The sequence below is a fragment of the Sphingobacterium sp. BIGb0116 genome, assembly GCF_024808035.1.
GTDB lineage: Bacteria > Bacteroidota > Bacteroidia > Sphingobacteriales > Sphingobacteriaceae > Sphingobacterium > Sphingobacterium paramultivorum.
Window position 1 is genome coordinate 41921 of the sequence record NZ_JANUDT010000005.1, and the last position, 13804, is coordinate 55724.

Genomic DNA, 13804 nt, shown 5'->3' on the forward strand with positions numbered 1-13804 from the left:
TTAACCTTCTATCAATATGTTATCAAATTCTCGTGCGACATTAATCCAATACCGCCCCTTTTCATCTACTTGTACTTTTGTATCAATACCATCGGTCTTCACCTTCTTCACTTGAAAAGGCAGGCCGATCAACTGTAGTTTATATTCCTCATATCGCTCCGTAAAAAGCCCATCTCTGGTTTGTTTGATCGACAAGGATTCTTTGAGCCCTGAAACCGTAAAACATTTTTCAAGATAGATATCTTGTTCATACGCAAAGGTGTCGCCATGATCTGAATACACATACGAACGGGTTACTCCTTCAGCGAAGTAAACATTGAGCTGTAGCTCCTCAATTTTCTTTTCACCAGTATATTGCATCACCGGATATTCAGGGATAACAGATCCCCCGCGAATGAAAATCGGCATTTCATCAATCGGCGTAGCGATGGTATGTTCCTTACCGCCCACGTAGATTTCATTATTGAAATAATAGAACCAAGTCCCCTCAGGTAGATAGACAATCTTGCTTTTTTGTCCTGGCTGCAATACTGGGGACACCAATATTTTATCCCCAAAACAGAATTCCTCCTCGCGTTGCCAATTGGTCGCTATATGCTGCTCGACCATGGAAATCGGACGTAATATTGGAAAACCATACTTGGTCTGCTCCCAAAAACAGGTATAGATATACGGCAACAACTTATACCGGAGTTCGATAAATTTCCGATTGATCTTTTCCCAATCCTCCCCAAAACTCCAGGGCTCGCGATCGCGGGTATCGCCGGCAGAATGCACACGCATAAAGGGCGAGAAAACGCCAAATTGCATCCATCGCGTAAATAACTCACCGTCGGGCTCGCCCGTAAATCCACCGATATCCGTTCCGCAAAAGGACATCCCCGAAGTCGATAGACGCTGTAATTGCAAGGTCCCCAACTTGAGGTGTTCCCAACTCGCCAGATTATCGCCGGTCCAAACTGAAGAATAGCGTTGTGTACCCGCATAAGCCGCTCGGGTAATGGTAAATGGGCGCTTATTTTTATACAATTTCTTTAAGCCATCATAGGTGGCACGGACCATCTGCATGCCATAAACATTGTGTGCCTTGCGATGTGAACCCCGATGGCCGTCGTATTGGTGACGTACATCGTCGGGGAATGTTCCGCGACCAAATACCGCCGGCTCATTCATATCGTTCCAGAAGCCGGCAACACCATCTTCCACAAGCCCCTGGTATAATGTGCCCCACCATTGGCGAACCTCCGGATTGGTAAAATCAGGAAATTGACAACGTCCGGGCCACACAAATCCTTCCATAAAATAATCGTCCCCTCGACGACAAAAATATTTATTTTCTTTCCCTTCCCTGAACACCCAGTAGTTCTCATCAACCTTAATACCCGGATCGATCATCACCACGGTTTTAAAACCATCATTGGCCAAATCGCTGATCATATTTTTAGGATTGGGGAAATACTGCTTATTCCAGGTAAAACAGCGGTACCCTTCCATGTAATCGATATCAAGGTAAATAGCATCACATGGAATCTGTCGCTTCCGAAACTCCTCAGCAACCTTCCGGACATTCGCTTCGGGATAATAGCTCCAGCGACACTGGTGGTAACCAATTGCCCACAACGGCGGCAGGTAATGCGTACCTGTCAACGTATGATAACGACGGATAACATCGATAATATGCGGACCGTGGATATAGTAGTACTGCAGTTCCCCACCTTCGGACCAAAAGCTTGTTTTTCTGGGATCTTCGGCAGCGAAATCAAAATACGTTTTAAAGGTATTGTCAAAGAAAATGCCGTAGGCCTCACCGTCTTTTAAACCGATATAAAACGGAATAGTTTTGTAAAGTGGATCCTGATCATAAGCAAAAGCATAGGTATCTGAATTCCAGTTTTTAAGTCTTTTACCTCTCAGATTCAATTTAGTGGCCTTGTCCCCAAGTCCATAAAAAGCTTCATTTTCAAAGGCCACTTTTGTGCTATAGACATAGTAACCTCCAAAATCGGGATTTTCTTCCCAGTGCATCGGTGCCAAATCAGCGTTAAACAGCTTACCTGAACGATCAGCAAAAGAAATCAAAAAGTCATTCTTATTGATCTTACAAGAAATTGTATTCGTATGAACCAGATAATGGTCAGCCTCTTCCTTGCATTGATGTATACTGACACGATGATCTTTCTTGGCCAAGGCATAAGAAAAATCCTCCAAAAAAGTTCCTTGTGGAGCCAGCCGCACCCTGACAATCTCGTCCGTGACGATCTTAATTTCTACCTTGGCTTTGCCGTCAGAAAAATAATAGGACTTATCGTTTTGATTGTGGGCTACTATGGTTTCAAGGTATTTCTTTTCAATTTTAGGTAAATCCAATACCGGATTATTCACATGATGCATACTCTCCAAAGTACCATCATTTTCCTCCTCATTTAGTGTGGTTTGATTTAGGTTGTCGTCTTCAAGCATAGTTGTAATATGTTAAAAAGTTTCTGAAGGCTTAATTCCTCTTTAAGATAGAAAATTAATCCTGCGCTGACAACAAAACACAAAAAAAAATCCCGCCTATTGGGATAGACGGAATTTTTTTCAATACCTGTGGATAAACTTCTACAGCCTACTTAATGAAATGCGCACGAAGCATCCAAGCCATCTTCTCATGCTTTTCTAATAATCCGACCAAAAAGTCCTCCGTACCATTATCCGCTGTTCCTTCAACTACGGAAAGATCGGCACGAATTGACATCGCTATAGATTCATGGTCAGCCAACAATTCCTTATAATAGGACTGACTGTCGGTTTTTTCTGAAGTAGACTCCGTTAAACGAGTCAATTTCAAATATTTATCAAAGGTACCTACCGCATAATGCCCTAAAGTACGTACACGTTCTGCGACTTCATCGATCACTTCAGCTAGTTCATCGTATTGTGATTCCAAAAATAAGTGAGCAGCATGAAAATCCGCACCTTCCACATTCCAATGCGCGTTGCGCGTTTTCATGTAGATAATGTGTTCATCTGCCAACAGCACATTTAGCAACTTTGCAACTTTTTTCAAGTCCGCATCTTTAATTCCAATTGAAGTTTTCATATGTATATTCTTTTGTTAACTATATGTTTTAAATGCTTAGTTAAATTTACCCAAAAATGCGGTAAAAACCAAATAAAAAGCCACTCAAATTCACAACAATTACCTCAACCCACTGTACCCAACCTGAATTGCATTTCGTATAGCTACAAAGAGTTTGCTATACTGAAAAAATGAAAATACCGAAGCTGCAGTGACCTTGATCTTTGTTGACCGCACTAAAACCTAGACCATTCCTTATGCACGAAACATTTTAAACAAAAATCGATCAAGCTAGTATTTAAAGTACATAATGTTGTATTTTTGCGGACATCTTTATTTTGAGGGAGCGCTGCGGACAAAATGGACAACAATACATATTTTCATCAATTCAAACAGGATATTTCAGCTATTGAACTTCCGACACGATTTACTTTCCCATTTTGCTATGAACCGCACCCCCTTGCCGTCACCGCCGCACAAGAACTCCAACACTACATCGAAACCCAAGACGATTGGTCCCACAATTTTGGCCTAGACGCCGCCGTGGAGGGACTCGCTATTGGAAAAATGTTCGGTGTTCTGGTTGTCAAAAACCAATATAATGAGCTTGGCTACCTTGCCGCTGTTTCGGGAAAACTGGCCGGGAGCAACAAACACCGACATTTTGTACCCCCCATCTTCGATATGCTGGAAGAAAACAGTTTTTTTCTAAACGAAGAGGTGCATCTCAATGCACTGAACCGAAAAATAGAAAATCTTGAAACAAGTGAAGAGCTAGCAAATGCTCAACGTAATCTTGGTCTATTAAAAAACGGATGGGATAAATCACTCGATGAACTAAAATCGAAATTGAGAATTCAAAAGAAGGAACGAAAAGAAACCCGTACAAAATTGAAGGTCAGTTTATCGGATGCGGAGTATGAATTATTGATGGAAGACATGCGGAGCCAGAGTTTAAAAGACAAACAACAGCTTCAACGCTTTCAATATGAAATGCATTTGGCCCTGGAGACAGGAAGTAACCATTTACACCAATTGCTATCGACGATTACTGCGCTAAAAGAGGAACGCAAAATGCGCTCAGGAAATCTTCAAAAACAGCTTTTCGAACAATATAATTTTCGCAATGCGAAAGGGCAACACAAAAATGTAGTCGGCATATTCGATGAATTTGACCGCACAACACCGCCTGCCGGATCGGGGGAATGCGCAGCGCCAAAATTGCTGCAATATGCTTATGAAAACCAGTTAACACCCCTTGCTTTGGCCGAATTTTGGTGGGGCTGCTCACCTGCATCTGAAATACGCAGGCACAAAAACTATTACCCTGCCTGCCGCAAAAAATGTGAACCAATATTAGGGTATATGCTCGAAGGCTTAGTCGTAGATCCCAATCCCATGCAACAGGAAACGACTTTGGATATAGCACTTCCTCAAATTTACGAAGATGAGGATATTATTATCATCAACAAACCGGCTGAATTTCTGTCTGTACCGGGAATATATGTAAAGGATTCGGTCTACAACCGTATTCTCCAACGCTACCCAAAGGCAGGACCGATTATTATCCACCGCCTGGACATGTCTACATCCGGCTTGTTGGTTGTTGCCAAAAACAAAGAGGCCCATAAATTTATTCAAGATCAATTTATACAACATACCATCAAAAAAACATACATTGCTTTACTGGATGGTATTATCGAAGCCTCATCAGGTTTGATCGACCTCCCACTTCGCGTAGATCTGGACGATCGACCCCGGCAAATGGTCTGCTACACCTATGGCAAACCAGCGCAGACAAAATGGGAAAAAATTGCGATAGCGAATAATCAAACGAGGGTCAGGTTTTACCCCTTGACTGGCCGCACCCACCAGTTGCGCATGCATGCCGTACATCCAAATGGCCTAAATACACCTATCGTTGGTGATGATCTCTATGGCAGAAAAGCCAATAGATTACACCTTCACGCGGCTTCAATTACCTTTATTCATCCTCGTTCCAAGCAAGAAATGACCTTCGAAATCGAGCCAGATTTTTGATAGCGCTGACTATATCGTTACAAAAGTCAGTAAATAAAGCAACGGAAAATCATCGCCAAGTCAAAATGTAATGTAAAATTTATTGACCCAAATCAATAATTTAACATAAACAACTAATAGACAGTTATTTATACAGAAATGTAATTCAATTACTTTCCTTTATTACATTACAATAAAATTTTAATTATTCTTAATTTTTTGTTTCCTTTGTTCACTGAATTTTTGATTTTAATACCTATAAAGTCAAAAATAAAGTAAAAACAGGAAAACAATTTTGAATTTTCAAGATTATAGCAATATAATGAGAGCTAAAATAAACGCAACAACCTTCATAACTAAACTCTTTTTTTCGATAACGCTCGTGCTAACGGTGTCCATGGCTTTTGCCCAAAACAAAACCGTAACCGGTACAGTTAGAGATGCAAAGACCAAGAATCCTATACCCTATGCTACCGTAGCCGTTGTTGGCGCCCCGGCTTCTGCTGGAACCACAACATCGACCAATGCAAATGGTGAATACAAACTTGTCTTTCCAACATCTTATGTGAAAATCAGAGCAAGCTACATTGGGTATGACAGCAAAGATGCTTTTGTTACCAATGATGCCACGCAAACAAAAGAAATTCTGATGGATCAACAGGACAACATGCTGGAAGAAGTTGTCGTCAAGGCCAAAAAGAAAAAATACAGCAACAAAGATAATCCTGCTGTCGCATTGATCCGAAAAGTCATCGAGAATAAGGAAAAAAATAGACTTTCAGGGCAACAATATGCTGAATTTGACCAATACGAGAAGATGTCTTTAGGACTAAGCAATCTTTCGGAGAAATTTGTCAATAAAAAAATATTCAAAAACTATCAATTTCTTTTTGAAACGGACGACTCGGCTAAAACAGCCAACAAATATGTTTTGCCAGCGTTCATTGAAGAAAAAATGTCTAAGGTATATTACCGTAAAGATCCAAGCAAAACCAAACAGTATATCATTGGTGACCAACGGGCACAATTTGACCCTAGATTTATTGACAACGATGGTTTGACAGCCTACTTCAATAAACTGTACGAACAAGTTGATATTTATGACAACAACATTTCATTGGTTACCAATCAGTTTTTAAGTCCGATTGCAAACTCCGCACCTACTTTTTATAAGTTTTATATTACGGATACCATTAAGACTGTACAACCTTGGTTGGTCGAATTAAGCTTCTTTCCACGCAACAAGGCAGACATGTTATTCAAAGGTCAACTGTACGTTACTTTAGACGGCAACTACGCTGTTCAAGGCGCCAATATGACTGTTGCAGATGACATTAATCTAAACTTTGTACGTGACCTTCAGATACAGCTTAAATTTGAGAAAGACAGCAAAAGTCGCTTCTACCTAAAAACAAGCACCCTGGGTATTGATTTTTCTTTAACAGAAAAAGGCATGGGAATACGCGGAAGCCGAACAGTGGATTACAATAATTACAAGGTCGGCATCCAGCAACCTGACAGTACCTATGATGGTCCGTCTACGGTTATTGCCTATAACGTCGAAAATAAGAAAGCGACAAAATCCTTATTTGAAACACAACGTCCGCTTGCCCTTGCGCAAAACGAACTGAACATCTATCATAATATTGATACATTACAAAAGATCCCTTCATTCCGTTCGTTCATGGATATCGCTGCGTTATTGCTGTCAGGATACAAACAAGCTGGCCCAGTTGAAATCGGCCCAGTCAATACATTCTATAGCTTTAATCCCGTAGAAGGTTTCCGTTTACGTGTCGGCGGACGTACGACAGAATCGTTAAGCAAGCGTTTCTATGCTGAAACTTATGCTGCCTATGGTTTTAAAGATCAAAAGTGGAAATACTTTTTCAGCGGCACCTATGCGTTCAACAACAAATCAGTATACTCCTTCCCGATGCACTACATCAGGGCCTCTTATAAAAAGGATACGAAGATTCCGGGACAAAAACTGGAATTTATTCAGGAAGACAACTTCTTGTTATCTTTCAAACGCGGAGATAATGACCGTTACATCTATGAGACAAATTATGGCTTAGAGTATAAAAAGGAATTTTTAAATCACCTGGCTATTGGCGCTGCTTTCAATATCAACAGACAAACACCTGCTGGAAGTCTGACTTACCAGATGGTCGATGCCAACAATGAAAGTAGACTGTTCAATGAACTGAACTCGACCGAAGTGTCTGTAAATTTCAGATATGCTCCACATGAAGAGTTTTATCAAGGAAAGATTTACCGGACACCTATATTCAATCAATATCCGATCTTCACGTTCAATTATACCGCTGGAATCAAAGGATTAGCGAAAGGTGAATACAATTACCACAACTTTAATGTTGGTGCATTCAAGCGCTTTTATTTGAGTCAATTTGGCTATGCCGACGTGACCGCAGAAGGGAATTATATTGCAGGGAAAGAGATACCATTCCCTTTCTTGACGATCCATCGTGCCAATCAGACCTATGCTTATCAATTAAATTCATACAACTTAATGAACTTCCTTGAATTTGTCAGTGATCATAATGCGTCAATAAATGTACAATACTACATGAACGGTTTTCTGTTGAATAAGATTCCGTTGATCAAAAAGCTTAAATTACGCGAAGTATTTAGTTTCAAGGGGGTATATGGTGGACTGCGTAAAGAAAACAATCCTGACGACCCGAATTATGGTTCAAAGGTATTCACTTGGCAGCACAACGCGGATGGCACACAAAGCTCCTATACGTTCGGTTCAGAACCTTATATGGAAGCCAGTATCGGTCTATCCAACATCTTTAAAATATTACGTGTAGACTACGTAAAACGTCTAAATTATCTTGATCACGTCGATGCACCAGCTTGGGGTATTCGCGCTCGGGTCAAATTTGACTTTTAATAGTTTCCATAAATTTATAGTATAATTTGAAGCCCTGTTCATACAAATGACAGGGCTTCTTTTTTTGCCTTATGCTTCCGCAACATCGGCACCACCACCACCACCACCGTCGCCATCGCCACCTGGAGGATAAATAGGTGGATAAGATGGTAGTGATGGGTATGAAGACCGCGAAGGTAGAAAACCTGGATTACTTGGTAGGGGCGGCACATTCACCTCAGATAAGGTTCGCGGTAAGATTCGGACCTGCTTCGGACGAGGTTCGTACCTGCTTCGGACAAGCAACAGATATTGAACAGGTGCTGTACAGTTGTTGAACAGACCCCGAACAGGAAATATCTGGTCAGGGTTTGGTCAATATATGTTGCAAGATTGTCCCCGTCCGAAGCTGGTACGAACACAATACGAAGACAATATGAAGAAAGCCCCTCTGCATTAGCCCTGCAGACACAAAAAGCGATGTCTTATCAACAAAAAAATCCCCCTTGCACATAACAAGAAGGATAAAATTAGAATATGACGATGGTTAGTTTTTATGTTTAAATGCATCCACACCACTTTGCAGGAATGCCTTGTACTCTTCTACATTGTAGTTGGCACCGCTCTGAGGCACCAGTTTTTTGCCCGTCGGATCAACAATTACATACAGCGGTTGTGAATTGCTATCGAATGTAGCAGCCTGAAAATCACTGTTTTTCTTACCGATAGTATTGATCTTTTTGCCACTATATTTGGAAACAAATTGTTCGTTGGCAGCCAGCTCGGTCTTATCATCCACAAAAAGTTCGGCCATAACAAACTCTTCTTTTAGTAATTTGGCCACAGCTTGGTCTGTCCAAACATTCGCTTCCATTTTACGACAATTGACACAATTCCAACCCGTAAAATCAATTAAAACAGGCTTGTTTAATTCTTTAGCTGTAGCCAATGCCTGTTCATAATCATAATAAGGATCGAATCCCTTTGGCGTGCCCCTTTCATGAAAAATTTCAGCATATTTTTTCACCTTTCCGTCTGAATGTGCAGCAGCACCAGCACTTACACCCGAAGAAAGATCAAAGTCTTGTGTTGCCGATGGTGGTAAAAAGGCAGAAATCGATTTTAAAGGCGCTCCCCATAAACCTGGCACCATATAGACCACAAAAGAAAAAACAACAATTGCCAAAATCGTTCTGGGAACAGATAGGAATTTCAGTTCACTGTCATGGGAGAACTTTATCTTGCCAATCAAGTATAGACCCATCAAAGCAAAAATAGCAATCCATAGCGACAGGAACACCTCTCTATCCAACCAGTTCCAGTGGTAAGCTAAGTCGACATTGGATAAAAATTTCAAAGCTAAAGCAAGTTCCAAAAATCCCAACACTACTTTTACACTATTCAGCCAACCACCCGATTTCGGTAAGGATTTAAGCATGGAAGGAAACATAGCGAACAAACCAAAAGGAATGGCCAGGGCAATGGAGAATCCCAACATCCCAATTGCTGGACCTAATCTTTCGCCTTTCGAAGCTGCCTCAACCAATAATGTTCCAATAATCGGACCTGTACAAGAAAAGGAGACCAATGACAAGCTGAAGGCCATAAAGAACAAGCCCACTAAACCACCTTTATCCGATTTGGCATCCATTTTATTGACGAAGGAGCTTGGTAAAGTAATTTCAAATGCACCAAAAAATGAAGCCGCAAATCCAACCAACAACAAAAAGAAAATGAAGTTAAAGATGCCGTTAGTCGAAAGCGCATTGAGTGCATCAGATCCGAATGCAATCGTGATAATCATCCCCAAGGCTACATAAATCACAATAATAAATAATCCATATAACAGGGCTTTACTGATACCACTGGCACGACTCCCCGCCTGTTTGGTAAAATAACTCACAGTCAGGGGTAACATCGGAAAAATACAAGGCATCAATAATGCTGCAAAACCGCCTATAAGGCCTGCAATAAAGATACTCCACAATGATTTCTTTTCTGCACCAGCAGCTTTTTCACCTGTTGCTACTACCGCTACTGTGGTCTTGTTCGAGTCGACTTTTACGGCAGCGGTATCTGGAGACTCCTCAAAAGATAGTGAATCGGGACTTATTGTACCATCCGTAAACTCAAGCCCCTCCAACTTGTTTGTTGTTGTATCCGCTTGGGCAAACATGGCCACAGGCGCTATCAGCAACATGAGAAGGATAAATAATTTGAAATTGACTTTCATTTTGTGTTATTCTTAGGTATATATTGGTTTTTGAATAAATGAAACCCGAGGAGCTAGAGACTCCCCGAGTTAACTATAAACATATGAAACTAAATCTTTTTAGGCTCCAAATACGGGATTTGCCAATCTGCAAATAGGTTGAAAACCCGAAAAATCAACGTCTGTAGAAAGATATCCTTCTTTTACCGGCTCGTCTTTCACCAAATCAGTACTTAGGTATTTTTTGTTATCATCACAAAGTAGCGTCACCACGACAGCTTCATCACCCAGCTCCTGTTGTAATTTAATCGCTCCGATTACATTTGCTCCGGAAGAGATACCAACAGCCAATCCCAATTGACGTGACAGCTTCTGCGCCATGATAATGGAGTCGCCATCATTCGCACAAACGACAGTATCGAGTTCATCTAAATCCACAATAGCAGGAATAAATTCATCAGATATTCCCTGAATACGGTGTGAACCTACTTTATGTCCTGTAGTCAAGGTTGGACTTTCTGCCGGTTCCAGTGGATGTACACGGACATTTGGGTTTACCTTTCTTAAGCTTCTCCCCACACCCATTACCGTACCACCAGTTCCCACACCAGCAACAAAAGCATCAGCTACTAAGCCCTGTTCTTCCAGTTGCTTTACAATCTCGTAACCTGTAGTTTTCTCATGCGCTTCGGCATTATATTGATTCTCAAATTGCCGTGGAAGAAAAACACCGCCCTTTGCAGCAAGCTCCTCACTTAAACGAATACTTCCTAAAAATCCACCTTCTTCTTTGCTTATCAACTGAATATCGGCTCCCATACTTCGAATAATATCGGTACGCTCCTTGCTCAGCCAGTTGGGCATAATAATCTTTACTTGATGACCAAGCGCTTTACCGATTGCTGAAAAAGCAATCCCCGTGTTTCCACTTGTAGCTTCAATAACAACATCACTTGGGCGGATCTGACAATTCATATACGCTTTATATAAAATATAAAGAGCCATCCTATCCTTAATGCTACCGGTCAGATTGTAGTTCTCACATTTTACGAAAATTCGTCCGGGTTTACCTTTGTATGTATACTGTAGTTCCAACATCGGTGTATTTCCGACTAATCGCCACAGATGTTTAAATCTCTTGTCCAATGCAGGTGACAAACACGCACTTAATAATTCTTGTTCAGCCATTTCTTATAAATGATTATTCTGTTGCAAAATTGGCCATTGACAAGATAATATTCAACACATGACTATAATTTCAATAAAAATTAAATTAAAAGACATAAAAAACAATAAATAATTCAGAACAATAGCGTATTTTTACAGCTGTACCGAAAATATTCAAATTATGGAATTGGATGAAATAGATGTAAAATTATTGCGTCTCCTACAGCAAGATGCCTCAATGAGTAATAAAGCGCTATCCTTTGAACTCAACAAATCTATTGCAGCTGTTCATGAACGTGTTAGAAAGCTAAAGCGGTTGGGTTACATCAAAAAAACGGTGGCAATTTTGGACCGCCACAAAATAGGCATTGGGTTAATTTCATTTTCCCAGGTTTTTCTCAAGGCGCATACGTTTGAAGTGTTGAATGAATTCGAAAAAGAGGTAGCTAAATTTCCCGAGGTTATGGAATGCTACCAAATGGCAGGCTCTTACGACTTTATGTTACGTATAGCAACCAAAGATATGGATGCTTATCATATTTTTCTGCGGCATCGACTGGCTGTATTACCTCAAGTAAACACCGTACAGACCTACTTTGTATTATCGGAGACAAAAAGCGAGACGGCTTATCCCCTTTAATCTTTGTCTTAAAAACGAGAGAATATCTAAAACGAGAGAAGATTGCTGCCATGTGCGATAACACTATTGCACATGACAGCAATGAAAAAATAATTAATCGAATAACAAGGTACCCGTCACATTCCAGCTACTGAAACTTGTTCCTTCAGGCGCTCCCTGTGGGATCTGTACCTGCATCGTATGGTCTCCAGCTTTTAAATCCCCCAGATCAATATAGATCGGTGGTGTTACTGTACCCGGACACCAATTGGAGCGACTCAGATCGGATGAAGACAGCCCTGTAGCAAAATTGCCTGAAGCTGGGTTCGACAAACGATACGAACCGCAATCATTGCGCCAAGGGGTGTATTTAAAGAGCAATGAATCGTTTAGGAAAATGCGATTTTCTTTAGGCACAAACTCATCACCGTTACCCCAGCCTCCATGCCCTGTGGTAATGTAGCGTAATTGCACGTTTTTAGCATCCTGGTCCAAATGAAATGAAACAGTAAGGCCTTTCTCCTTATCAAACATAGATCCGTACTCCTGACCGCCCATTTCCATTACATTGGTCGTCGTAAACAAAGACATCGTCTTTTTCAGGCTGCCTTTTGACTCGGCATCGAAGCCCGGATGTATCGTCAGCTCAACACTAACCTCATGTCCATTTTTATCATAGTTGCCAATGAAGGCGCCCACATACACCTCCTGCTCGCTCAACATACCTGCCAATTCGGTTACGTCCTGACGGTACAGCACCGAGTCTTGCCAAACCTTATCCTTTAACTGAAGATAGTTAAACTGCTTAACACCAAATGGTGTAAAGAAACGCATCAATTCAACAATAGGCTCAAAGGATGTTGTTTTTACAACCCCTTGATAGGCTTTACCATTGCCATTTTCATACTTAGGAAGGGTACCCATACCATTTATCATACCATCCAAAAAGCTCTGTGCCTTGTTGGTTGGGATGATAAAAACTGATCCGGTGCGATCATAGGCATCACCTTTCGATTGTTCAACCAACTGCACAAATACATTGTCGCTTGTCTTTATTTTTGGGATTTTCACCTTTTTTACCAAAACTGTCCCATTAGCAAAACGCAAAATAGAATCCGACTTTACACCATCCGAAAAACGTATACTCTCCTTCCGAAAAACAGGTATTTGGATAAAACGGTTCTTCCAGATAAGATCTTTATAGGAAAGTTCATCGTAAGGTTTTTCATTTCCTTTTAGCCTCAGTTGATCCGGTATAGTCTTTACCTTTTCTACTTTGGTGGCAAAGGTACGTGTATTCCCATTGCGGATTACCTCGAGCACCAGACCAAGGTCCTGACCAAGTTCCGAGGGCGCACCTTTGACCCCTAATTTATCGGTATACCAAACTTCTATTTTATTGGAATTGATGCTCGTCTCCACTTTTTTACAGGGATAGCCCAAGATTGTTTTAGTCTCGTTTGTGGCGTTAAATTTTTGCTTCGAAAGCGCGAGCGAATCTTTGGTTAGAATGATTGATCCGTCTTTGAGTTTAGCAATTTTAAGTAAGGCATTGCCTCCGGCACGCTCCACCACAACCCGTTCGTATGGCGGCGCCAACTGTCCGTTCATTTCTTTTGCCGAACTAACAAAAGTCTCCTTTTCATTGGCATAGACTAGAATGGCATTTTGATTGGCAGCTGTATTCCCATTGAAACTTTGATTATATTGAATGACATAATTCGACAGCTTTTGCGCCTGCGAAGACAATGACAAACATAAAATAGACGTGAAAAGAATACTTTTCTTCATAGCATGTGTATTGGTTTAGATGCAAAAATAAGAAAG

Annotated in this window: 9 protein-coding genes; 3 read left to right on the forward strand and 6 right to left on the reverse strand. The window is 40.9% G+C overall.

Annotated features, from left to right (window positions below; all coding sequences use genetic code 11):
* Both M2419_RS13215 and M2419_RS13220 read right to left on the reverse strand, forming a co-directional pair.
* The gene (locus M2419_RS13215) at positions 1–2460 is read right to left on the reverse strand and encodes a glycoside hydrolase family 31 protein (RefSeq protein WP_153846888.1); all 2460 of its coding nucleotides are present in this window, start codon (positions 2458–2460) and stop codon (positions 1–3) included.
* A 148-nt stretch (positions 2461–2608) separates the two neighbouring features.
* A complete protein-coding gene (locus tag M2419_RS13220) occupies positions 2609–3082 on the reverse strand; it encodes a Dps family protein (RefSeq protein WP_153846887.1) in 474 nt (157 codons plus the stop codon).
* A gap of 339 nt (positions 3083–3421) precedes the next feature.
* Between M2419_RS13220 and M2419_RS13225 the strand changes: the two genes are divergently transcribed.
* Positions 3422–5101, forward strand: coding sequence for an RluA family pseudouridine synthase (locus M2419_RS13225; RefSeq protein WP_153846886.1), 1680 nt, complete (start codon positions 3422–3424; stop codon positions 5099–5101).
* A gap of 301 nt (positions 5102–5402) precedes the next feature.
* On the forward strand, positions 5403–8000 hold the full coding sequence (locus tag M2419_RS13230) for a DUF5686 and carboxypeptidase-like regulatory domain-containing protein (protein ID WP_227550239.1): 2598 nt from the start codon (positions 5403–5405) through the stop codon (positions 7998–8000).
* A 69-nt stretch (positions 8001–8069) separates the two neighbouring features.
* Here M2419_RS13230 and M2419_RS13235 read toward each other — a convergent pair whose 3' ends face one another.
* The 3 genes from M2419_RS13235 to M2419_RS13245 all read right to left on the reverse strand — a co-directional run bounded on the left by M2419_RS13235 (position 8070) and on the right by M2419_RS13245 (position 11379).
* Positions 8070–8216 carry a hypothetical protein gene (locus tag M2419_RS13235; RefSeq protein ID WP_153846885.1) on the reverse strand — a complete coding sequence of 49 codons (147 nt, stop codon included), beginning with the start codon at positions 8214–8216 and terminating at the stop codon, positions 8070–8072.
* A gap of 310 nt (positions 8217–8526) precedes the next feature.
* Positions 8527–10212, reverse strand: a complete 1686-nt coding sequence (locus M2419_RS13240) for a protein-disulfide reductase DsbD (RefSeq protein ID WP_153846884.1) — start codon at positions 10210–10212, stop codon at positions 8527–8529.
* 99 nt (positions 10213–10311) lie between these two features.
* Complete coding sequence (locus tag M2419_RS13245; protein WP_153846883.1) at positions 10312–11379, reverse strand: PLP-dependent cysteine synthase family protein; 1068 nt, start codon at positions 11377–11379, stop codon at positions 10312–10314.
* A 160-nt stretch (positions 11380–11539) separates the two neighbouring features.
* On the opposite strand from M2419_RS13245, the gene M2419_RS13250 reads away from it, so the two are divergent.
* Positions 11540–11998: an Lrp/AsnC family transcriptional regulator gene (locus tag M2419_RS13250; protein ID WP_046675839.1), complete on the forward strand. Its 459-nt coding sequence runs from the start codon at positions 11540–11542 to the stop codon at positions 11996–11998.
* Positions 11999–12091: 93 nt separating this feature from the next.
* Here M2419_RS13250 and M2419_RS13255 read toward each other — a convergent pair whose 3' ends face one another.
* On the reverse strand, positions 12092–13768 hold the full coding sequence (locus tag M2419_RS13255; RefSeq protein ID WP_153846882.1) for a PNGase F N-terminal domain-containing protein: 1677 nt from the start codon (positions 13766–13768) through the stop codon (positions 12092–12094).
* Positions 13769–13804 lie beyond the last annotated feature (36 nt).

What these genes read in the sequence shown, in the direction of transcription:
- M2419_RS13255 (WP_153846882.1), bottom strand. Translation starts at nt 13,768, where the DNA reads ATGAAGAAAAGTATTCTTTTCACGTCTATTTTATGTTTGTCATTGTCT.
- M2419_RS13245 (WP_153846883.1), bottom strand. Translation starts at nt 11,379, where the DNA reads ATGGCTGAACAAGAATTATTAAGTGCGTGTTTGTCACCTGCATTGGAC.
- M2419_RS13240 (WP_153846884.1), bottom strand. Translation starts at nt 10,212, where the DNA reads ATGAAAGTCAATTTCAAATTATTTATCCTTCTCATGTTGCTGATAGCG.
- M2419_RS13225 (WP_153846886.1), top strand. Translation starts at nt 3,422, where the DNA reads ATGGACAACAATACATATTTTCATCAATTCAAACAGGATATTTCAGCT.
- M2419_RS13220 (WP_153846887.1), bottom strand. Translation starts at nt 3,082, where the DNA reads ATGAAAACTTCAATTGGAATTAAAGATGCGGACTTGAAAAAAGTTGCA.
- M2419_RS13230 (WP_227550239.1), top strand. Translation starts at nt 5,403, where the DNA reads ATGAGAGCTAAAATAAACGCAACAACCTTCATAACTAAACTCTTTTTT.
- M2419_RS13215 (WP_153846888.1), bottom strand. Translation starts at nt 2,460, where the DNA reads ATGCTTGAAGACGACAACCTAAATCAAACCACACTAAATGAGGAGGAA.
- M2419_RS13250 (WP_046675839.1), top strand. Translation starts at nt 11,540, where the DNA reads ATGGAATTGGATGAAATAGATGTAAAATTATTGCGTCTCCTACAGCAA.